This window comes from Azospirillum rugosum (assembly GCF_017876155.1).
Taxonomy (GTDB): Bacteria; Pseudomonadota; Alphaproteobacteria; order Azospirillales; family Azospirillaceae; genus Azospirillum; species Azospirillum rugosum.
Genome location: NZ_JAGINP010000001.1, coordinates 239,822 through 261,443, shown reverse-complemented (window position 1 = coordinate 261,443; position 21,622 = coordinate 239,822). Strand labels below are relative to the sequence as shown.

At 68.5% G+C, this 21,622-nt stretch carries 22 protein-coding genes; 6 read left to right on the top strand and 16 right to left on the bottom strand.

The features are described from left to right. Position 1: 1 nt before the first annotated feature. On the bottom strand, positions 2-1,972 hold the full coding sequence (locus tag J2851_RS01275) for a PP2C family protein-serine/threonine phosphatase (protein WP_209762685.1): 1,971 nt from the start codon (positions 1,970-1,972) through the stop codon (positions 2-4). Between the two features lie 96 nt (positions 1,973-2,068). Continuing rightward, on the bottom strand, positions 2,069-3,055 hold the full coding sequence (locus J2851_RS01270; protein ID WP_209762683.1) for a zinc metalloprotease HtpX: 987 nt from the start codon (positions 3,053-3,055) through the stop codon (positions 2,069-2,071). A 224-nt stretch (positions 3,056-3,279) separates the two neighbouring features. Here J2851_RS01270 and J2851_RS01265 point away from each other — a divergent pair, with 224 nt between their 5' ends. Together J2851_RS01265 and J2851_RS01260 are read left to right on the top strand one after the other, a co-directional pair. Further along, positions 3,280-4,206 (top strand): DnaJ C-terminal domain-containing protein, encoded by a 927-nt coding sequence (locus J2851_RS01265; protein ID WP_209762680.1) that lies wholly within the window; start codon positions 3,280-3,282, stop codon positions 4,204-4,206. Positions 4,207-4,236: 30 nt separating this feature from the next. Continuing rightward, the gene (locus J2851_RS01260) at positions 4,237-4,569 is read left to right on the top strand and encodes a chaperone modulator CbpM (protein WP_209762677.1); all 333 of its coding nucleotides are present in this window, start codon (positions 4,237-4,239) and stop codon (positions 4,567-4,569) included. 1 nt (position 4,570) lies between these two features. Here J2851_RS01260 and J2851_RS01255 read toward each other — a convergent pair whose 3' ends face one another. The 5 genes from J2851_RS01255 to J2851_RS01235 form a co-directional block, all read right to left on the bottom strand. Further along, complete coding sequence (locus J2851_RS01255) at positions 4,571-4,762, bottom strand: hypothetical protein (protein WP_209762674.1); 192 nt, start codon at positions 4,760-4,762, stop codon at positions 4,571-4,573. A gap of 287 nt (positions 4,763-5,049) precedes the next feature. Beyond that, positions 5,050-6,663 carry a cytochrome c oxidase subunit I gene (gene ctaD, locus J2851_RS01250; protein ID WP_209762671.1) on the bottom strand — a complete coding sequence of 538 codons (1,614 nt, stop codon included), beginning with the start codon at positions 6,661-6,663 and terminating at the stop codon, positions 5,050-5,052. A 45-nt stretch (positions 6,664-6,708) separates the two neighbouring features. Further along, complete coding sequence (coxB, locus tag J2851_RS01245) at positions 6,709-7,626, bottom strand: cytochrome c oxidase subunit II (protein ID WP_246500340.1); 918 nt, start codon at positions 7,624-7,626, stop codon at positions 6,709-6,711. A 98-nt stretch (positions 7,627-7,724) separates the two neighbouring features. Further along, positions 7,725-8,642, bottom strand: coding sequence for an NAD(P)/FAD-dependent oxidoreductase (locus J2851_RS01240; RefSeq protein ID WP_209762667.1), 918 nt, complete (start codon positions 8,640-8,642; stop codon positions 7,725-7,727). Positions 8,643-8,646: 4 nt separating this feature from the next. Beyond that, positions 8,647-8,892, bottom strand: coding sequence for a hypothetical protein (locus J2851_RS01235; RefSeq protein ID WP_209762664.1), 246 nt, complete (start codon positions 8,890-8,892; stop codon positions 8,647-8,649). A 256-nt stretch (positions 8,893-9,148) separates the two neighbouring features. Between J2851_RS01235 and J2851_RS01230 the strand changes: the two genes are divergently transcribed. From J2851_RS01230 to J2851_RS01220, 3 genes are all read left to right on the top strand, one after another. Beyond that, entirely contained in the window at positions 9,149-9,535 is a 387-nt protein-coding gene (locus J2851_RS01230) for an Hpt domain-containing protein (RefSeq protein WP_209762661.1), read from the top strand. A gap of 37 nt (positions 9,536-9,572) precedes the next feature. Continuing rightward, positions 9,573-9,995: a response regulator gene (locus J2851_RS01225; protein ID WP_209762658.1), complete on the top strand. Its 423-nt coding sequence runs from the start codon at positions 9,573-9,575 to the stop codon at positions 9,993-9,995. Between the two features lie 90 nt (positions 9,996-10,085). Then, on the top strand, positions 10,086-10,463 hold the full coding sequence (locus tag J2851_RS01220) for a hypothetical protein (protein WP_209762655.1): 378 nt from the start codon (positions 10,086-10,088) through the stop codon (positions 10,461-10,463). A gap of 200 nt (positions 10,464-10,663) precedes the next feature. Here the strand turns inward: J2851_RS01220 and J2851_RS01215 are convergent, their stop codons facing one another. From J2851_RS01215 to wrbA, 3 genes are all read right to left on the bottom strand, one after another. Continuing rightward, positions 10,664-11,032, bottom strand: a complete 369-nt coding sequence (locus J2851_RS01215; RefSeq protein WP_209762652.1) for a hypothetical protein — start codon at positions 11,030-11,032, stop codon at positions 10,664-10,666. Positions 11,033-11,121: 89 nt separating this feature from the next. After that, on the bottom strand, positions 11,122-12,069 hold the full coding sequence (locus tag J2851_RS01210) for a glutathione S-transferase family protein (RefSeq protein WP_209762649.1): 948 nt from the start codon (positions 12,067-12,069) through the stop codon (positions 11,122-11,124). Between the two features lie 61 nt (positions 12,070-12,130). Beyond that, complete coding sequence (gene wrbA, locus J2851_RS01205; protein ID WP_209762646.1) at positions 12,131-12,733, bottom strand: NAD(P)H:quinone oxidoreductase; 603 nt, start codon at positions 12,731-12,733, stop codon at positions 12,131-12,133. A gap of 122 nt (positions 12,734-12,855) precedes the next feature. On the opposite strand from wrbA, the gene J2851_RS01200 reads away from it, so the two are divergent. Beyond that, a complete protein-coding gene (locus J2851_RS01200) occupies positions 12,856-13,827 on the top strand; it encodes a LysR family transcriptional regulator (RefSeq protein WP_209762643.1) in 972 nt (323 codons plus the stop codon). Here the strand turns inward: J2851_RS01200 and J2851_RS01195 are convergent. The 6 genes from J2851_RS01195 to J2851_RS01170 form a co-directional block, all read right to left on the bottom strand. Continuing rightward, positions 13,787-14,179 (bottom strand): hypothetical protein, encoded by a 393-nt coding sequence (locus tag J2851_RS01195; protein WP_209762640.1) that lies wholly within the window; start codon positions 14,177-14,179, stop codon positions 13,787-13,789. The genes J2851_RS01200 and J2851_RS01195 overlap by 41 nt on opposite strands. Positions 14,180-14,401: 222 nt before the next feature. Continuing rightward, positions 14,402-15,295 (bottom strand): DMT family transporter, encoded by an 894-nt coding sequence (locus tag J2851_RS01190; protein ID WP_246500339.1) that lies wholly within the window; start codon positions 15,293-15,295, stop codon positions 14,402-14,404. 14 nt (positions 15,296-15,309) lie between these two features. Beyond that, positions 15,310-17,910 carry a cation:proton antiporter gene (locus J2851_RS01185; RefSeq protein ID WP_209762638.1) on the bottom strand — a complete coding sequence of 867 codons (2,601 nt, stop codon included), beginning with the start codon at positions 17,908-17,910 and terminating at the stop codon, positions 15,310-15,312. Between the two features lie 146 nt (positions 17,911-18,056). Continuing rightward, a complete protein-coding gene (locus J2851_RS01180) occupies positions 18,057-19,610 on the bottom strand; it encodes a sensor histidine kinase (protein WP_307419124.1) in 1,554 nt (517 codons plus the stop codon). 25 nt (positions 19,611-19,635) lie between these two features. Next, positions 19,636-20,442 (bottom strand): response regulator transcription factor, encoded by an 807-nt coding sequence (locus J2851_RS01175; RefSeq protein ID WP_370881303.1) that lies wholly within the window; start codon positions 20,440-20,442, stop codon positions 19,636-19,638. After that, positions 20,426-20,989, bottom strand: coding sequence for a hypothetical protein (locus tag J2851_RS01170; RefSeq protein WP_209762630.1), 564 nt, complete (start codon positions 20,987-20,989; stop codon positions 20,426-20,428). The genes J2851_RS01175 and J2851_RS01170 overlap by 17 nt, the downstream gene beginning before the upstream one ends. Between the last annotated feature and the right edge of the window lie 633 nt (positions 20,990-21,622).

The following is a 21,622-nucleotide window of genomic DNA, read 5'->3' as shown; positions in this document are numbered from 1 at the left end:
ATTACGCCGGGGTCGCCTCCACCACCACCTCGGCCGCGGGCAGCAGGCGGCGGACGGTCAGGCAGACGACGTCGCCGGCAAGGCCCTGGGTGCCCACGTGATTGCCCAGCGCGTGCAGCACGGTTTCGATCCGGTCGCGCGCCGACCGGCCGTGGCCGTGCGCCAGGGCGGCGGCCAGCCGCTCTTCCCCGAAGGGCTCGCGCTCCGCGTTGGGCGCCCGCAGCAGCCCGTCGGTGCACAGGAACAGCGTGTCCTCCTGGTCGAGCCGGATGATCGCCTCGCCATAGGGAACGCCCTTGCGGACGCCGAGCGCCGGGCCTCCGGCATCCGCCAGCGCCTGCACCGTGCCGTCCGCCAGCACCCGGCAGGGCGCGCGGTTGCCGGCGCTGGAATGGCGCAGCATGCCGGTGCTGCGGTCGTAGAGCGCCACGAAGGCGGTGGCGAAGCCGTCGAAGGGGCTTTGCCCGCACAGCAGGTCGTTGGCCCCGGCCAGGATCGCGGCCGGCGTGGAGTCGGCGCGCACCAGCTCGCGGATGGCGCCGCGGACCAGCAGCATCAGGAAGGCCGCCGGGACGCCGCCGCCGGACACGCCGGCGACCACCATCAGGGTGCGGGTCTCGTCCAGCTCGATCACGTCGTAGAAATCGCCGCTGACGGTGGCGCCGGGAATCAGCAGGCCGTGGAACTGGCTGTCGCGGCCGGTGGGGAGCTGGCGCGGCAGAAGGCTCGCCTGCACGTCGCGGGCGGCACGCTGCTCTTCCTCGATCAGGCACTCGGCGGCGGCAAGCTTCTCGGTCTTGGTCTCCAGCTCGGCCGACTTCATGACCAGCTGGGCGTCCAGCGTCTCCTCGCGGGCGCTCGCCTCCAACGCCATGCTGCGGAAGACGCGGGCCAGCCGGCCCATCTCGTCGTTGCGCTCCATCGCGTCGTTCAGGGTGAAGGGGTTGAAGCGGCCGGCCTCCACGGCGGCCACGGCTTCGCCCAGCCGCTCGATCGGGGCCATCTGGCGGCGCGCGAAGCGGACCGCGGCGGCGATTCCGAGTGCCAGCACCACGGCCCCGATCAGCACGCCGACCTTGGCCTCCCGCGCCACGACGGCGGAGGCGTCGGCGGCCGGCACACGGACCACGGCGGTTCCTGCCCCCTGCCCGCCCGCCGGCTTCACCGGGGCGAAGGCCGTCAGGAAGGCGCCCTCGCGCAGCGTGCGGACCTCGCCGGCGGCGGTCGCGGCCTTGGCGGCCTCGATGGCGGCGTCCGACAGCGGCCCGCCGTCACCGGGTGCTGCGGCCCGCACCAGTTGACGCCCGGCGCTGTCGAGCAGCCAGGCGCCGTCGATGGCCTTGGTGGCGACGAAGGCCTCCATCAGCCCGTCGGTGCCGGCCTTGCGGGCGATATCGCCCAGGCGCCGGACATCAGCGCCGACCTGCACGATGCGCGGCTTGTCCACGCCCGCGACGCCGGCGAACTTCATCAGCTTTCCGCCTTCGGTGGCGGCATCGGTCACCACCTTCTCCGGCGCGCGGTTCAGCAGGCCGTAGAAGGGTGCGTGCTGCGGCTGCGCCTTGGCGTCGGCCCCGAAGGTGATGTCCGGGCCCGGCAGGTTGTGGATGTAGGCGCGGCCGCGGTTGTCGGTCACCCACACCTCGTCGGGGCCGCCGGCCTCGGCGATCGCCTTGAAGCGGTCGCTGATCGGCTTCGGCGCGGCCTTCGCCCCTTCCATCAGGGCGACGATGTGCGCGGACAGCGTCGCCTCCGACAGCAGGCGTTCGCCCAGCAGGGCCTCCACGTCGCGCGGGATTTCGCGCGCCTGGACCGCCGACCGGGCGAGCAGCGCCGCGGCGAGGCGGCTGTCCGTCTCGATCCGCGCGAGCATCGAGGCGTGCGTCGTCCAGGCCAGCATCGCCGTGATCGACAGCACCGCCAGAGTCACCAGCCCGGTGATCAGAAGGATCAAACGCCCTTGAAAGGTCATGGAGGAGACCCGCCTCTTCAGCCAACCGCAGGATTCCGGTTCTACCGGGGCAATAGGCGGGAGTCCAGGAGAGGCGGGGTCGCAGGCTGTAACCGTTCAGTACCAGTAGCCGCCCAGCCGGTACCGCGGCCGGCGCACCGCCCGCGGCAGGACGAGCGGAAGCGGCGTCCGGTCGAGCCCCGGAAAGGCCGGCTGCGGGGTCCGCCGGCCGGCGCCCAGCTCCATCAGGCGGCGGACGCGCTCCTCCGTGTGGGGATGGGTGCGCAGAAGCGACGGGATGGCCTGGGCGCGGCGGCCTGGAAAGCGGATCCCCTCCCATGGGCCGCGCTGCAGCCCGTCGATGCGGGCGAGCGCCGTGGCGATCCCCTCCGGGTCGCCGGTCAGGTGGGCGGCGTCGAGGTCGGCGTCGAACTCCCGCGTCCGCGCCAGGGCGAGCTGCATCAGCGCCCCGCCCCAGGGTGCGGCGATCAGCAGCAGGATGAGCAGCCAGGGCATGGCCTCCGGCTGCATGACCAGCAGCGGCAGGTTGACGATCAGCAGCGCGATTCCGAACAGCGACATCAGCCGCGTCAGGTTGGTCACCGTGTCGGCGAGGCCCATAACCGCAAGGTCGTTGTTGCGGATGTGGCTGATCTCGTGCGCCAGCACGCCCGCCAGTTCGCGCAGGTCGAGCGAACGGAGCAGCCCGTCCGTCACGGCGATGGCCGACTGCCGGCGGCGCCCGACGGCGAAGGCGTTCAGGGTGGGGCTGGCGATGTACCACAGCTCCGGCGGGGCCGGCAGGCCGGCGCGGCGCGCGATGGCGCCCACCGTCTCGAACAGCCGCGGCGCGTCGGCGTAGGACAACCGGCGCGCGCCGAACATGCCCAGGATCACGCGCGGCGACAGGCGCGGGCTGAGCAGAAGGCTCACGCCGCCGCCGACCAGGGCCCACACCAAGCCGTCCGCCCCGGCGAGAATCCAGCCGCACAGCGCCAGCATCAGCACCATGCCGCAAAGCAGCAGGAGGGATTGCACGAGGTTGCCGATCTTGTGGCGCCGCCGCAGCCCGGCGACCGCCCCGTCGGTGGACGCGAAAGCCATGAACCGCCTTCCGGATTCCGTGAACTGGACCTCTTCGACGAAAAGGCACGGAAGAACATGTTGTGGCTGGAACCACGCCCGTCACCCCCGCCACAAGCACAGGGCCCTTGCGCGGACTGCACCGCCACCCCTCTTGATTTGGCAGGCAACGTTGAACACATACACGCCAGACGTGCTCAAAACCCCTTGTCGCTGGCCCCTTGTTGCTAGACGTGGTCACCGCCATGAGCAATCCCTACGAGATCCTCGGCGTATCATCCAACGCTTCCGATGACGACATCCGGAAGGCGTATCGCAAGCTCGCGAAGAAATACCATCCGGACCTGAATCCCGGAAAGGAGGAGGCGGAGCAGCGCTTCAAGGACATCAGCGCCGCCTACTCCCTGCTGTCCGATCCGGACAAGCGCGCGCGCTTCGACCGCGGCGAGATCGACGCCTCCGGGCAGGAGCGGCCGCAGCGCCAATACTACCGCGATTTCGCGGAGGGGCCGGGCGGCGCGCGCTACAGCCACGCGGAAGGCTTCGCCTCCGACGATTTGGAGAACATCTTCTCCGATCTTTTCGGCGGACGGGGCTTCTCGCGCGGCTTCACGGCCGGCGGCGCGTCGATGCCCATGAAGGGCGGCAACCTCAGCCTCGCGCTGACCGTCGACTTCGTCGACGCCGCCAAGGGCGGGAAGCAGCGCGTCACCATGCCCGACGGCAAGACGCTGGACATCGACCTGCCCGCCGGGCTGGAGGACCACGCGACCATCCGCTTGAAGGGCAAGGGCCTGCCGGGGGTCAACGGCGGTCCGCCGGGCGACGCGCTGATCACCGTCACCGTCGCCCCGCACGCCTGGTTCCGGCGGGAGGGCGACGACGTCCACCTCGACCTGCCGGTGACGCTGGCGGAGGCTGTGCTCGGCGGCAAGGTGCGCGTGCCCACCATCGACGGCGCGGTGATGTTGACCGTGCCGAAGGGGGCCAACAACGGGACGCGGCTGCGGTTGAAGGGCAAGGGCATTCCCGATCCGCAGAAGAACAGCCGGGGCGACCAATACGTGACGCTGCGCATCGCGCTGCCCGACACGCCGGATCCGGCGCTGGAGGAGTTCGTGCGCGGCTGGGCGGCGGACTACAATCCACGCCGGGCCATGGAGTCCGCATAGGAGCAACGCTGTTCAGCGGGAGGCCGCGCGATGGCACAGAGAACGGAAGAGGTTCTGACGGTCTGCCGGCGGGTCACGGCCCGCGACCTGACCCTGTGGGTGGAGCGGCACTGGGTTCGCCCGCAGCACGAGGGCGGCGCCCTTCTGTTCAGCGAGGCTGATATCGCGCGGGTCGAGATGATCTGCGACCTGCGGGAGGACCTGGCGCTCGACGACGAGGCGATGCCCGTCGTCCTGTCTTTGCTGGATTCGGTCTATGCCCTGCGGCGGCGTCTGCGCGTCCTGGCCGGGGCGATCGGCCAACTTCCGTCTGAGTCCCGCGACTTGCTGCGCGAGGAATTGCGGAAGCTGGAGGAGAAGTAGGTCAGCAGCGCAGCCCGAAGGCGCGGCCGCTCAGCGCGATGTCCTGGTTGAAGCCCTCGGCGACCCGGTCGTTGCCGCCGGAGAGGAGGCAGAGCGTCACGTTGATGGCGCAGAGGATGGCGTGGTCGATCTGTTCCGGCTGGGCGTTGTGGCGTTTGATGGCTTTGAGGGCGCGGGATACCGATTGGGCCATGACGCGAGTTCCAATGGTGTGGCGTTGATGGTCGGGTTCGTCGATGAAGGCAGGATGCCGCCTTCTCAAAGTTCCCGCTGTGCCCCGGACCACACCCGGACCACATTCCATCGCCGCGGATGAGCCATTCCTAGGGCCGGGATTCTTAACCGGACGTAAACGACCCTCCGCCCTACGGTACATACGTGCCTATGCCCCTCTTATGCGCATCCATAAAATACACATAAAACAAAGGGCCGAGCGGTGGCTCGGCCCTTGGTCATAGCGGCTGCGCGCAGGGGGTGCGACTATTTGACCTGCGGCAGCTCCTCGAACTGGTGGTACGGCGGCGGGGAGCTGAGCGTCCATTCCAGCGTCGTGGCCCCGGGCCCCCAATAGTTGGCGCCGACTCGCGCGCCGTAGCGCAGTGTCCAGATCGCCGCGGCGATGAAGATGATATGGCCGGTGAAGGACACGTAGGAACCGATCGAGGAGATCATGTTCCAGCCGGAAAACGCGTCCGGATAGTCCGGGATGCGGCGCGGCATGCCCGCGGTGCCCAGGAAGTGCTGCGGGAAGAAGGTCAGGTTGGCGCCGATGAAGGTCATCCAGAAATGGACCTTGCCCCAGAACTCCGGGTACTGCCGGCCCGACATCTTGCCGATCCAGTAGTACCAGCCGGCGAAGATCGAGAAGACCGCGCCCAGCGACAGCACGTAGTGGAAGTGCGCGACGACGAAATAGGTGTCGTGCAGCGCCTTGTCCAAACCGCCGTTGGCCAGCACCACGCCGGACACGCCGCCGACCGTGAACAGGAAGATGAGGCCGAGCGCGAACAGCATCGGCGTCTTGAACTCGATGGAGCCGCCCCACATGGTGGCGATCCAGGAGAAGATCTTCACGCCCGTCGGCACCGCGATGATCATCGTGGCCGCGGTGAAATAGGCGCGCGTGTCGACGTCCAGGCCGACCGTGTACATGTGGTGCGCCCACACGACGAAGCCGACCACGCCGATCGCCACCATCGCGTAGGCCATGCCCAGATAGCCGAACACCGGCTTCTTGGAGAAGGTGGACACCACTTGGCTGATGATCCCGAATCCCGGCAGGATCATGATGTAGACCTCGGGGTGGCCGAAGAACCAGAAGAGGTGCTGGAACAAGACGGGGTCGCCGCCGCCCTCCGGGTTGAAGAAGGTGGTGCCGAAGTTGCGGTCGGTCAGCAGCATGGTGATGGCCCCGCCCAGCACCGGCACGGCCAGCAGCAGCAGGAAGGCCGTCACCAGCATCGACCAGACGAACAGCGGCATCTTGTGCAGCGTCATGCCCGGGGCCCGCATGTTGAAGATCGTGGTGATGAAGTTCACGGCCCCCAGGATCGACGACGCGCCCGCCAGGTGCAGCGAGAAGATGGCCATGTCCACCGATGGCCCCGGGTGCGCCGTTCCCGACGACAGAGGTGGGTAGATCGTCCACCCGGTCCCCGCCCCCAATCCGACGAAGACGGAGCTGAAGAGCAGCAGCAGCGCCGGGACCAGCAGCCAGAAGCTGATGTTGTTCAGGCGCGGGAACGCCATATCCGGGGCGCCGATCATGATCGGCACGAACCAGTTGCCGAATCCGCCGATCAGCGCCGGCATGACCACGAAAAACACCATGATCAGGCCGTGCGCCGTGATCACGACGTTCCATATCTGCCCGTCGCCGACCACGCCAAGCCCCGGCTGCTGCAGCTCCGCCCGGATGATGCCGGAGAAGACGAGCCCGGCGATGCCTGCCACCACGGCGAACACGAGATAAAGCGTCCCGATGTCCTTGTGGTTGGTCGAGAACAGCCAGCGCTGCACGAATCCGGGCTTGTGGTCGTCATGCGCGTGGCCGTGTTGCGTCCCGGTCCCGCCGGCGTGAGGCGAATCAACCATCGCGGTCCTCGCTTGGTTCTGGTGTTGTTGTTGCCGGTGCGGCGGTCATTGCGGAATGGCGGCCAGCTCGGTCACTGCCGGAGCCTTCGGCGTGCCGGACTTGGCGAACTTCTGCTTCGCCTGCTCGGTCCACTCGGCGAAGCGCTCCTTCGAGACGGCCTCGATCGCGATGGGCATGTAGCCGTGGTTGGTGCCGCAGATCTCCGAGCACTGGCCGTAATAGACGCCCTCATGCTCGATCCGGACCCAGGACTCGTGCAGGCGGCCGGGCACCCCGTCCTCCTTCAGCCCGAAGGCGGGAAGCCCGAAGGAATGGATGACGTCGCCCGCGGTCACCAGCAGGCGGATGTTGGTGTCGACCGGCAGCACGACCCGGTTGTCGACCTCCAGCAGCCGGCGCTGGCCGGGCTTGATGTCGGTCTCCGGGATCATGATGGAGGAAAAGGTGAAGTTGCCGTGGTCCGGATACTCGTAGTCCCAATACCACTGCCGCCCGGTGATCTTCAGCGTCATCTCCGCGTCCCGTGCATGGTCGCCGAAATACAGCAGCTTGAAGGACGGCACGGCGATGACCACCAGGACGATCACCGGCACGACGGTCCAGATCACCTCGATCACCGTGTTGTGCGATGTGCGCGACGGGACCGGGTTCTTCTTCTCGTTGAAGCGCAGAACCACGACGGCCAGCAGCGCCAGCACCAGGACGCAGACCGCCACCATGATCCAGACCAGCAGGCGGTGGAACCAGTCCATCATGTCCATCACCGGCGAGGCGGCGGTCTGGTGCCACATCTGCCAGGGATGCGGCTCGCCGATCACCGGCAAGGGTGTCTCGGGTGGTGTCTGGCCGGGCGGTGTCGCCGGCCCGGACGGCTGCTGCGCCCACGCGCCGGACGCGGCGGTCATCATCGCGACCGACGCGGCGGCCCAGAGTTGCGCGATCGTTGCTTTCCCGATCGTCATCGTTCCTCCCTCGCCCCAAGGGTGCCAGCAAGAGGCGCCCACACCGGGAACGCCCCATCCAGGCCAGAACAGCCGGCGGCGAGGAAAGTTCACGGGCGCTAAATGTCGCCGTCCTCCTTCGACAGGCGGCGGTGGATCGCCGTGGCGGCGATGGCCGCCTGTCCCATGGCGACGGAGATCTGGTTCAGCCCCTCCACGATGTCGCCCGCGGCGTACAGGCCCTCGATCCCCGTCTGCTGGTGCCCGTCCGTGACCAGCCGCCCGTCCGGGCAGATCCGCACGCCGAGCGCCTTCACCGGGTCCGTCCGCGGCACGGTGCCCAGCGCGGAATAGAGCGTGTCGAAGGCCAGCCGCTCTCCCGTCGCGGTGGTCAGCGCGGCGATGCGCCCGCCTTCCGAATGGACCTCCACGACCGGATCCTCGACGGCGCGGATGCCGGCCTCGGCCATGCGCCGCTCCTCCGCCTCCTCCAGCTTCATCGGCTGGCCGAGCGTCAGCAGCGTGATGTCGCGGGAATAGGTGCGCAGGAACAGCGCCTCCCCCAGGGCGTCCGTGCCGTAGCCGATCACGCCGATGCGGTGATCGATCACCTCGAACCCGTCGCAGATCGGGCAATGGCGGATCAGCCCGCGCTGCACCGCCTGGTAGAGGTTGGGGAGTTCCGGCTCCAGGTCGATCACCCCGGTGGCGGCCAGCACGGTCCGGGCAAAGAACTCCCGCCCGTCCGCGGTGCGCGCGCGGTAGCCGTCCGCCGTCCGCTCCACGGACTCCACGGTGCCGGAGAGGATGCGCGATCCGTAGCGCTCCGCCTGCGCGCGCATGCGGGCGAGCAGGTCGTTGCCGGTCACCCCGTCGGGAAAGCCCGCGTGGTTGTGCGACAGCGGGATCCAGGAGGCCCGGCTGGCGCCCGCGTCGATCACCAGGAAGCGACGGCGGTAGCGCGCCAGATAGATGGCCGCGGTCAGGCCGGCCGGCCCTCCGCCGACGACCAGCGCGTCGAGACGTTCGTTGTTCATGGACTCAGGGTTCTCGCTGTCGTTGGCGACGGGCCACCAGGGCCAGGCAGCGGCGGACGGCTTCCAGCTCGCGCAGGTTGGCGGCGAAGCCGATCATCAGGAAACCGGCGAAGATGCCGACGAACACCACGGCGACGGCCAGCACCAGCCGCCAGGGACCGTCGAACGGGGAACGGACCAGCAGCAGGGCGCCCACCAACCCGCCACCGGCGACGGCGCCGATCCCCAGCATGTCCAGGAGGCGTGCCACCAGCGCGGGCGACCGAACGCCGGAGTCCAGCACCGGTGTTGGTCGCGTTGCGCCGTGGCGCGGATCCGGGACGGCCGTCATCGGTCGGACATTCCACGCGGGTTCCATCTGGACGAGGAACAAGGCCGGGCACCATAGGGTTCCGTGCCGGCCCGCGGAAGGCGGCGGGAGCGGCCATTCGCCGCGCGGAGGACGCCTTGACGGTGGAATATTGCCCCTCGACTGTATCACCTACAGTCGCAACCGCGAGCCCACCATGCCCGCGTCCCCACCGCCCAGCCCCTTGGATGCGCCCGCGGCGTCCGGCCCCGACCCAGAGGTCCTGGACGTGGAGCCGATGGTCCGCAATTTCGGCACCCTCGGTCCCACGGTCACGATGCTGTACGACCTGTTCCTGAAGAACGAGCGGGATCTGGCCGAGCGGTTGCGCGACCGGCTGGAGCAGGACGACCTGCCCGGCGCCCGTCTCGCCGCCCACGCCGCGGCCGGGGCCGCCCGAACCGCCGGGGCGCATCGGCTGGCCGGCCTCTTCTCCGCCATCGAGGAGAACCTGCTGAGCGGCGATGCGGATCGCGCGCGCCTTCAGGCCCGGGCCATCGCCCCCGCGCTCGACGACGTCCATTCCATGATCGCCCGCATTTGATTTATCATACCCCGGTACTCGTTTCACGAGAACGGGGGTGGCTGTGGGGTATGGGTCCTGTTCGGTGCTGGTCGTGGAGGACGAGGTGGTCACCCGCTCCGTCTCCGTCCGGCTGCTGCGCCAGCTCGGTGTCGGCGACGTGGTCGAAGCGGCCGATGGGGCGGAGGCGCTGGCCCGCTGCGACCGGCTGTCCTTCGACGCCATCCTCTGCGACGTCGACATGATGCCGATGGGCGGCCTTGCCTTCGTGGAGGCCTTGCGCGACCGCGAACGGGCGGTGAGCCGATCGGCCCCGGTCATCATGCTGACCAAGCACCGCGAGTCGGAGATCATCCAGTCGGCGCTCCGATTCGGGGCGAGCGGCTATCTGGTGAAGCCGCTGACGCCGGACACGCTGCGGCAGAAGCTCGACAAGGCGCTGTCCGCGAAACAATCGGGTCCGCCCACAGACAGAGCTTGACCCTGACATTATCCTTTTTGTAACCACGCCTCCGATAGACTGCCTACGAACCCTGCCGTCTTAACTCAGGGGCAGTCCGGGAGGCGCCGCATGCCGATGAACGTCCTGGAAGTCGCCATCTACGCGATGGTGCTGACGGCCTCGCAGCCGAAACCCTACGAGTGCGTGGCCGTGCAGCCGGAAGGCGTCAACTGCACCAACGGGCTGGCGGCGACGGCCAGCAGCCCCAACGTGCTCGCCTACAACACCGGCGTTCAGATCATCAAGGACAACCAGGGGCGCGTGCGCCTCAGCAACGGCCTGAACACCCATTTCGATTCCTCGGCCTGGGTGTCCTTCAAGGATAAATCCGGGCAGACCGCCATCAGCGTGCGCAAGACGGGCCCGTACCGCTTCAAGTTCTCCAACGGCTTCATCTGCGAAATCATCGGGCTTGAGCAGGACATGGCCCGCTGCTTCAAATCCTGACCGCGACCCGCCGAGAAAAGCCCTTCTCCCCTTGGGGGAGAAGGGTTGGGATGAGGGGTCGTTACGCCTGGCAGGGCGGATAAGATTTCCGGCCGGCCATGGCCGGCGCCACCCTCACCCCACCCCCTCTCCCCTCAAGGGAGAGGGGCTTTTCCATGCAATCAATCGATGGATATTTGTCTCTGTAGGCGATTTCCCCGTTACCGGCGGATGCCGCGGCGGTTCATCTCATCCTCAAGGCCGCGGCGTTCGCGCTGCATCTCGCGCTGTTCGTCCACGATGCGCTCGTAGCGGTCCTGCAGGTCGCGGTCGGAATAACGGCTGTATTCGGACCGGCCGCGCCGGTCGTCCGTGCTGGACCCTTCGTAGCGGCGGTCGTCGCGCACCTGTCGGTCGCGATCACGGTCGCGGTCCTGGTCGGCAGGATTGGCGTTGGGGTTGACGGCCCGGTTCAGTGTGTCGAGCGCGCCGCCCCACCCCTGGCCCTGGCTCTGCTGCGCCAGCGCCATCGGCGAAACCACCGGTGACAGGGCGAGAAGCGACCCGAAGGCCAAGACGGCGAAAGGCATGCCTCGCATGAACTCCACTCCTTGCAATGGCTGATGCCAAAGCCAACCGGCGGGAGCGGAGGATGTTGCGGGCCGCGATGTCCTTTTCCTTATCCCAGCCGCGCCCGGTCATGCGGCGCGTCGAGATCCAGCGCCGGCCCCTTCGGCACGACACCGGTCGGGTTGATCATGGTGTGGCTCGCGTAATAGTGCCGCTTGATGTGCGCGAAATTCACCGTCTCCGCGATGCCCGGCACTTGGTAGAGGTCGCGCAGGTAGCCCGACAGGTTCGGGTAGTCGGCGATGCGCCGCAGGTTGCACTTGAAGTGCCCGACATAGACGGCGTCGAAGCGAACCAGCGTGGTGAACAGGCGCCAGTCCGCCTCGGTCGGCCGCTTGCCGAACAAATAGCGCTGGTTGGAGAGCCGCGCGTCCAGCTCGTCCAGGGCGGCGAACAGGGCGTCGAAGGCCTGCTCGTACTTCTCCTGGCTGGTGGCAAAGCCGGCCTTGTAGACGCCGTTGTTGATCCGGTCGTAGACGAAGGCGTTCAGCTCGTCGATCGCACCGGCGAGGTCGGCGGGGTAGAGGTCGACGGACGGGTCGCCGAACGCGTCGAACTCGCGGTTGAGCATCCGGATGATCTCGGCCGACTCGTTGTTCACGATCGCGCCGGTCTTTTTGTCCCACAACACCGGGACCGTAACGCGCCCGGTGTAGTCGGGCTTGGCCTTTGCGTAGACCTCGTAGAGGCGGGTGGATCCGGTGATGGGGTCGGGCTCCGGAAAGGTCCAGCCTTCCTCGCGCATCAGCGGGTCGACGACGCTGACGCCGATGACCTCCGTCAGCCCCTTCAGCGCGCGGACGATCAGCGTGCGGTGCGCCCAAGGGCAGGCGAGCGACACGAACAGGTGATAGCGCCCGGCTTCGGGCCGGTACGGCGTCGAGCCGTCGGCCTTCACCCAGTTCCGGAACTGCGTCTCCGGCCGCACGAACGCACCGCCGGTGGTTTTCGTGTCGTACCACTGGTCTTGCCAGCGGCCTTCGATCAGCAGGCCCATCGCTCAATCTCCAAATGCAATCCAAACCCTCTCCCGGTCTGGCCGGGAGAGGGAACCATGATCAACCGTGCAGCTTCGTCGCGATCTCCGCGACGTGCTTGCCCTGGAAGCGGGCGCCGTCCAGTTCGACCGCGCTCGGCTGGCGGGAACCGTCGCCGCCCGCGATGGTGCTGGCACCGTAGGGGCTGTTGCCCATCACCTCGTCCACGCCCATCTGGCCCTGGAAGCTGTAGGGCAGCCCGACGATGACCATGCCCTGGTGCAGCAGGACGGTGTGGGTGGTGAGAATCGTGCTCTCCTGCCCGCCGTGCTGCGTCGCGGAGGAGGAGAAGACGCTGCCGACCTTGCCGACCAGAGCGCCCTTCATCCACAGGCCGCCGGTCTGGTCCAGGAAGTTCTTCATCTGGCCGGGCATGTTGCCGAAGCGGGTCGGCACGCCGAAGATGATCGCGTCGTAATTCGCCAGTTCGTTGGGGTCGGCGATCGGAATGTTCGGCTCTTCCTTGAAGTGCGCCTTCTGCCGGACGTCTTCCGGCACCAGCTCCGGCACGCGCTTGACGGTCACCTCGGTGCCGGGAACGGAGCGCGCCCCCTCCGCAGCCGCCTGCGCCATCGTCGAGATATGCCCGTAGCTGCTGTAGTAGAGGACCAGAACCTTGGCCATGTCCGAACTCCCTGTCGTTCCATGCGGTTGGATGTGCTGGTGCCAACAGACATAACGCGTTGTCGGCTCCCCGCAAATCCGGCGCGCTGGAACTTCATTGTTCGTGGGTGTACAACAATAGCATGGATCGCCTCGACGACATGCTCGCCTTCATCAAGGTGGTGGACACCCGGAGCTTCACGGCCGCCGCGGAGCGCCTGAACCTGTCCAAGTCCGTGGTTTCCCGCCGCATCGCGGAGCTGGAGAACCGGCTCGGCGCGCGGCTGCTGAACCGCACGACGCGCAAGCTGAGCCTGACGGAGGTCGGGCAGGCCTATTACGAGCGCTGCTCCCGCATCCTGACCGACCTGGAGGAGGCGGAGCAGGCCGTGGCCGACCTGCACGCCGCCCCACGGGGGCGGCTGCGGATCAACGCCCCGGTGTCCTTCGGCATGCAGCACCTCGCCCCGGCCATCGCGGAGTTCCTGGCGCGCTACACGTCCATCGAGATCGAGATGGACGTGAACGACCGCTATGTGGACCTGATCGACGAGGGCTACGACCTCGCGGTGCGCATCGGGCGGCTGCGCGACAGCTCCCTGATCGCCAAGCGCCTCGCCCCCGCCCGCCGTGTCGTCTGCGCCAGCCCGGCTTATCTGGAAAAGCATGGCACCCCGGCGACCCCGGAGGAGCTGATCAACCACAACTGCCTGATCTACACCAACGTTCCGGCCGCCGAGCAATGGCAGTTCCGGGTCGGGGAGGAGATGCGAACCGTCCGCGTGTCGGGATCGCTGCGGGCCAACAACGGCGATCTGCTGCACGCAGCCGCCATCGCTGGAGTCGGCATCGTCGTTCTGCCGACCTTCATGGTCGGGCAGGCGCTGTCGACCGGGGCGCTGAAGACGCTTCTGCTCGATTGCTACATGTCGGAATCGAACGTCTACGCGGTGTACCCGCAGAACCGGCACCTGTCGCCCAAGGTGCGGGCCTTCGTCGATTTCCTGGCCGAGTGCTTCGGGCCCAGGCCCTATTGGGACTGCGCCCTGCTGCAGCTGGAGAACGGGAACGCGCTTACTCCGGCTGATTTGGCCGGCGGCGGGCACGGAGGTTGAGGGCGTTCAGGAAGCTGGTCGGCTGAGCGGGGCCGGACGCGCCCGCCTCCCGCGCGGCCGGGGTCGCCAGGAAGCCGCCGACGCGGGCGCGCAGTTCCACCGCATCGTGGGCGGCGTTGTCGGCGTCCTCCGCCACCTTGCGGCGGATGTCGGGGTCGAGCGTGTTGAAGGCGCGCGAGGCGAACTCGAAGGCCGGCTGCGACTTGGTGGCAATCACCTGCCGCAGCGCCTTGGACACCAGCACCGTGTCGAGCCCGCCGGGGCCGTCCACCCCGTCCAGGACGTCGGCGAGGATGCCGATGGCCTGCAGGGTTTGGGTGTCATCGAGCGAGATGGGCTCAAGGCCGTCCATGGCACTCACTTCCGATGTTGGTCGGCACGATGATGGTGGGCCCCGTGTTTGTTGCCACGTTGGTTGCCACGCGGTCGATCGCCAGATTCCGGAGCGCCGCGGCGAGGGTCATCCCCGGCCCGGCGCCACCGCTGCTGATGCGAAGGAGAATAGTCGGACGCGGCGGCGCTGGCAATGCGCACGCTGCCGCGCCCGGGCGCAGGCCTCGTCTCAGGGCCACGCTCACGCCCGGTTGACCAGCGCCACGCCGCCCACGGCGATCGCCATGCCGGCCAGCGCCAGAAGGCCGAGCCGTTCGTCGAACATCGCCCAGGCGATCACCGCCGTGACCGGCGGGGTCAGGTAGAACAGGCTCGCCACGCGGGCCGCCGCGCCCCGGCGGATCAGCGCGAACAGCAGGAAGATCGCCCCCACCGACAGCACGAAGCTGAGCCAGAGCAGCGCGAAGACGAACTCCCCGGTCCAGCGGATCTGCATGGTCTCGAACAGCGGGGCCGCGACGGCCAGAACCGCGGCCGTGGCGGCGTACTGGATCGCGGCGCCGCTGCGCAGGTCCATCGCCGTGCCGTGGCGCTTCTGGTACAGCGTGCCGAAGGTGATGCCCAGCAGGGCGGCAACGGCCAGCCCGACCCCCGCGACGTTGCCCGAATCGAAATGGACTTTTTCACTCACCACGAGCGCCACGCCGACGAGCCCGAGCAGCAGGCCGCCCCATTGCCGGCCGGACACGCGTTCGCCCAGAAGCGGGCCGGACAGAGCGGCGGTGAGCAGGGGCTGCACGCCGACGATCAACGCCGCGACGCCGGCCGGCACGCCCTTGGAAATCGCGCAGAAGACGCCTGACAGATAGACGCCGTGGACAAGCAGCCCGGCGAGCGCGATGCGCCCGGCCTCGCGCCAGGTCTTCGGCCAGGGGGCCTTGGTCGCCAGGGCCACCGCCGCCAGAACCACCGCGACCAGCGCCAGACGCACCAGCAGGAAGGTCAACGGCTCCGCGTAAGGCAGACCGTATTTCGCGCCGATGAACCCCGTGCTCCACAGCACCACGAACACGGCCGGCATCGCGTTGACCCATTCCGGCCGGCCGCCCGCGGAGGCGGATGCTTGCACGGTCATCGTCCCATCGTCTCCTACCCCTGGGCTCCCGCACCCTGTGGCGCCGCCTCAACCGCGGGCTCGCCCGCGTCGGCCGGCGCCGCGACGGCCTGATCCGCCGCCGGCGCACGGTCGGCCGGCGGCTTCGGCTTCAACGCGTTGCGCCGCGCTTCGGCCAGCGCCTGGAAGTGCGCCCGCAGTTCGGTGTCCCGGCGCATCAGCTGGCGGAAGTCCTTCGCATCCAGCACCAGCATTTGGCAATAGCCGAGCGCCCGCACATCAGCGTTGCGCCGCTGGCGGGTCAGCAGCGCCATCTCGCCGAACACATCGCCGGTGCCGAGCTTCACGGGCTCGGCAAGGCCGGGCACCAGCACCTCCACCGCACCCGAGGCGATGAAGAACATGGCGTCGCCCCGCTCGCCCCGCCGCACGATGGTCTCCCCCGGCAGTGCGAGCCGCGGCTTCAGCAGCGTGGTGATGCCGCGCAGCCGCCCCTCCTCCAGCCCGTCGAAGAACCGCACGCGCCCGACCAAGTCCATCAGGTCGAGCCGCAGGTCGAGCTTCGGCAGCCGTTCCAGCGCGCGGCGGCGCGTGTCCAGGTCGCGCTCCAGGTCGGTCAGGACCTCGGCGCTGATGATGGATTCGGCGTGCAGGGCGCGGAAATCGGCCTCCTCCAGCCGCAGCGCGGCGCGGCCGACGTAGCGGCTCTGCAGCATCAGGGCGTAGTCCGGATATTGCAGCTTCATCGCAGCCAGCGCCTGCTCCACCATCGCCAGCCGCACGGCGAGCATCCCCTCCATCTCGCAGGACACGTCCTGGCCCAGCACCTGGGCGATCTTGGTCTGGGTGAAGTCCAGCAACTCGCGCTGCACGGTGCGCACGCCGACCAGAATCTCGAAGCGGAAGGCGAGCCGGCGGGCCAGCGGCGCCCGCCAGCCGAGACGGCGGTGCAGCAGGCTGGCCACCCGCATCCAGGGCGTGAAGGCGATGAAGGGCTCCTCGAACGCGCGGTAGCCGGCGCGGCCCTGCGCCCTCACGGCGTCAAGCAGGCGCGCGCTGCGCGCGGTCAGCAGCTCCGCCACGCCGCGGGACAGCACCCCTTCCTTGAAGTGGGCGAAGTACAGCTCCTCCTCCCGGTTGACCAGGATGGCGAGGCCGATGGTCACCCGGTCCTCGTTGCTGATCGGCAGTTCCGCCTCGCGTTCGCGGTCGATGGCGCCCAGCCGGTCGGCGTATTGGGAGACGACGGCCTCGGTCGCCGCCTCGTCCACCTCGTAATGGCGGGCGACGTTCTCCACCCGCTCCCGGATGCTGGCGAGCGACAGGGCGAGCGCCCGGTTGCGCATGGCGTGCTCCACCGGCGACAGCTGGTCGAGCTTCAGCAGGCGGATCAGCGCGCGCAGCGTCGTTCCGTTGACGAACAGCGTGTAGAAGACGAAGCCGGTGACGATGACGGCGACGAAGCTCTGCACCCGCTCCGGCAGCCGGCCGTTCTCCGTGACGGCGAGCGCCAGCGTCAGCGACACCGCCCCGCGCAGGCCGCCCCACAGCATCACCGCCTTGTAGGAGTGGCTGACCTGCTGCCCCAGCCCGGTGGCGGACAGCAGCGGCAGCAGCCCGAACAGGACCAGCGCCCGCGCCGCCGTCGCGGCGACCACGACGACCGCGAGAAGCCCGACGTCGACCCAGCCGATCCCCAGCAGCAGGCGCGGCACCAAGATGGCGGTCATCAGGAAGATCAGCGAGTTCGCCCAGAATCCCAGCTGCCGCCAGACATGCTCCAAGGCGCCCCAGGTGGCCGGGGAAATGCGCGTGCGCCCGACCGACCCGACCACCAGCGCGGAGGTCACGACGGCCACCACGCCCGACGCGCCGACGTAATGCTCCGCCAGCACATAGGTCAGGTAGGCGAGCGCCACCGTCAGCGTGATCTCGGCCATCGGCTGGTCGCGCACCGGCTCCACCAGGAAGCAGGCGACGCGGCCGCACACATAGCCGGTCAGCACGCCGCCGGCGAAATCGCGCAGGAACTCGGTCGCCGCCTCCATGGCGCCGCCGTGCGTCCGGCTGGTCAGCATGCCGAGCAACAGGGTGAACAGCGCGATGGCCGCGGCGTCGTTCAGCAGGCTTTCGCCCTCGACCAGCATGGTCAGGCGGCGCGGCGCGCCCAGGTCGCGGAACACGCCGACGACCGCCGCCGGGTCGGTGGTGGCGAGGATCGAGCCCAAAAGCAGGCAGGCCACCAGCCCCATGGAGGTGAAGAGGCTGAGCGCGAAGCCGATGGCAAAGGTGCAGACGAAGACCGCGACGACGGCCAGCACGAGGATCGGCCCGATGTCGTCAAACAGCCGCCGCACGTCCACCGCCAGCGCCGTCTCGAACAGCAGCACCGGCAGGAAGATATAGAGCAGCACCTCCGACGAAACGTCGAGCCCGGCCAGCGAATTCAGGAAGTCGTGGACCGGGCCGGCGCCCTGCACCCCGGCGAAGGATTGGATCACGGCGCCGAGCGCCACGCCGACCGCGGCCAGCAGAACCGTGTAGGGCACCTGCAACCGGGCTGCCAGAGGCGGCAGGAAACTGACCAGCGCGAGAAGGCCGGAGACGCCGAGGACGTAGATGACGATGTCGTGCATTGGCCCGCCTTGCCGGTTGAGGCTGGGGGCGCACGGTATCGCCGCACTCCGGCCGGGGCAAGGGCAGGATCGGTGACACTGGTATTCCCCTATCCCCGAAGAGAGGGGGGAATAAACCAGTGTCCAGCCACGTTTACGCTTTTCGTTTATGCCTGGGGCAGCGCGACGGTCATGCGGAAGCCGCCGGTCGGCCGGTTCTCGGCCCGGACCTTGCCACCGAACGCCTCGATGTTGCGGCGGACGATCCACAGGCCGATGCCGAAGTGGGTGGCCTCCGCTTGGTTCTGCACCGACTCGTCCTCGGGCATGCCGCGGCCGGGTTCGCGCTGCGAGAAGTAGCGTTCGAAGATGCGCGGCAGGTTCGCCGGATCGACGCCCGGCCCCTCGTCCTCCACCACCAGCTCCGCCCAGCCGCCGTTGCTGGTCAGGCGCACGCTGACGGTGCCTTCCTGGGGCGAGAAGCTGACGGCGTTCTCCACCAGGTTCTCGATGACGGTTTCCAGGATGTCCTCGCTGGCCCGCACCACCACGCCCGATTCGATGCGCGAGCGCATGTGGAGCTGCCGTTCGGCGAGCAGGCTGGTGTAGCCGCCGGCCATCCGCTCCACCAAGTCGGACAGGTCCACCCGGCGCCGCGGCGGGGCGATCAGGTCGGCCGCCGCCTCGTCCATGCGGCGGGAGAAGGAGACCAGGCCGTCCAGCTTGTCCACCGACTTCTCGATCATGGTCAGCGCGCGCTGGCTGCGGTGATCGCCGCCGGAGAGCGACCGGCGCAGCGGCTCCACCGACTGGCGGATGACCGCGATCGGCGTCTTGAAGGCGTGGGCGTTGTCCTCGGCCGCACGGCGGAGCGACCGGGCGCTCTCGCGCAGCGTATCCACCAGACGGTCGAAGTCCTCGGCCACGCCGCTCAGTTCGGGCACGGTGTTGCGGGCCGCGAAGGCTCCTTGCCCGCCGTCGCCGCCGATGCCGCCCGAGACGATGTCGCGGGCAAGGTCGCGGAAACGGTGCAGGTTGCGCCAGACGCCCAGCAGCACGGCCATCACCAGCGCCGCCATCCCCACATAGATCAGCGCCGCGGCCTGGACCACCGGCGTGCTCCAATAGGGCCGGCCGAGCGAGGATTCCAGGTAGCCGCCGGCCGTGTGGCTGGTGACCAGGGCCCAGCAGCCGAATTCGGTGTTCACCGGCGTGACGGAGGTCAGGATCTCCATCCCGCCGGAGGAGCGCGGCAGGCGCAGCGCCAGCGGCGCGTTGCCCGCGCAGGACGCCCCCAGCCGGTCGAGCACGCCCTGCTCCAGCAGCTGCCGGCGCTCCGCGTTCAGGTCGTCGGTCGGGACGGACGGCGCCGCCCCGACGTAGAAGAACGCTTCGCTGCCCGACATGGTGCGCGGCCGGACCAGCAGCTTCAGCCGCGTGTTCTCGTCCGCGAAGCGTCCGAGGACCGAACCGAGGTGCGGCAGGGCCGCCCGGTTGGCGCGGGACAGGTCCGGCTCAAGCGCGCGGGCGATCAGGTCGCCCTGCCGCTGCGCGCTTTGCAGCAGCAGGGTCTGCGTCGTCACGTCGGCCCGCTGGAACTGATCATAGATCAGCACCGGGACCGCCAGGAACACGATGGTCAGCAGCGCCAGCCGGCTGGCCAGCGAGCGCCACAGCCATCGCACCCGCAGCTTGGGAAAGCCCATGGTCACACGGCTCACCGGCACCCGTTCGGGGTGTCGGGCCTCAATCGGCAGCAGCGCCATCGGCCATCACATCGTCGGCGTCGTCACGCGTGCGGCCCGTACCACCGGCGCCATTGCCCCAGCGGTAGCCGAAGCCCGGATAGTTCTCGATGCAATCGAAGTTGCCGTCCACGACGCGGAACTTCTGGCGGATGCGCTTGATGAAGGCGCGGACGTTGGCGCGATAGCCCGACGGGCCGTAGCCGGCGAGGAAGCCCTTGCCATGCACGAGGTCGTAGATCTCGCGGTAGGACACGTCCTCTTCCGGGCGGGTCGCCATCAGCTTGACGATGTTGAACTCGGTCAGCGTCAGGTCGATGCGCTTGCCATTCCACAGGGCGCGGCTGTTGTCCAGGCGAAGCTCCAGCGCGCCCAGCGCGTAGATGGCTTCCTTGGACTCCGTCTCCTCGGGCGTGCCCTTGGAGCCGTCGACGATGAGGCGCATGCGCTTCAGCAGGATCGGCAGGCTGCGCGACTTCTCCACGAAGTCCAGCGCGCCGCCGGCCAGCGCGGCCTCTTCATAAATCTGGTCCGACAGAACGGTGAGGAAGATCACCGGCAGGTCGATGCCGCGGGACCGCATCTGCCGCAGGACGTCGATTCCGTCCATCTTGGGCATGCGCCAGTCCAGCAGGACGATGTCCACCGAACCGCCGTTGGCGAAGAAGTCGAGCGCGGGCTCCCCGCGGTCGAACGTCACGACCTCGTAACCCTCGTCGGCGAGGTTGAGGCTGAGGGATTCGCGGAACAGGTCGTCGTCATCGACCAGCGCGACGCGGGCGACCGTGCTCTCAGTCATGGGGGACATCCCAGCCTTGGGCGAGGAGTTGAGCGAAGCATCGTTTATCGACATCTGGGACATTGTCGCTGCTCTTCAGGTCGTAGGAGAGGGCTCGGAAGTCCTGGGAGGACGTCATGTCCATGAAGAAGAAGACTTTGAGCGTGCAATCGCCCTTGGCGTAATGCCACACCTTTGCAGGAGGTGCCTCTTCGGTGGCGGCAGGGGTGCCCAGGAGACGCCGGGTCTGGAGCTGGTCCAGGCCGACGAGCGTATCGGGTGACAGGTTGGTGGGAGTCTTGCGGCCCGCCGGATCCGAGATCATCGGGTTGGCGGGCAGTGCGGCGACTTCCGCTCCGGTCACGGCGACCGTTCCCGCGGTGGCGCCGGTCGTCGGACCGGTCACCGCCGGAGAGGCGGCCGCGTCCTTCGCCGTGGCGACGGCCAGCGGCGGAGGCTTGGGTTTCGTCCGCGGAACCGGCGGAACGGCCGCGGCCGTGCGCGCCGGCGAGGCGGTCTGCGTCTCGGGAGGAACGGCGGTGCCGGGACACCCCGCCAGCAGTAGAACCGCCAGCATCAGGCCCGCACTGCGCCGCCGGCACCCCGCTCCGACAGCAGCTCCAGCCACTTCGCGTATTGTACCCGTCATGGTCATGCTCGGGCCTTTCAAGCATCGTGGTTGAATTCGCGGGCGGTCTTGCCGGCTCCATGCCTGCACTTGCCGCCTCCGTGAGACACAAACTCAGTCCAGTCTGGTTAATGTGGCGTTAAGCGCCCCAAATCTACCCCCTTTTTGCGCGCATTTGCGACCACTTTTTATTCCCACTCCTATCGATAGGGTGATTTTCGAAACAATTTATCCATCAGGAGGTCAGTGGATTGAGGTGAGATCGCCTCAAATGCAAGGCGAAGCTCTGGCTCTCCCCTTGCGCGGGAGGGCTTGGAGACAATCACTCACGCCGCGCGTGGCCCGGTGACAGTTGCGGGGCACAGTGTTGGTGGGGACGGAAAGGGGACGGGCAAGCATGAAAAAGGCGCCCTGAAGGCGCCTGAAAGACAATCGGGGACAAAGGCAATCGGCGGCAGGGCCACCCGGGTATGGCCCCACCGCCGGTCAGCCGGATGGGCAACAGGTTCGTTCCGATGGGCGCGCCATAGGGCGGCCGAAGGGATGTTGCCGCGCGAACTCCAGCCTTCTATCCGGCCGGCC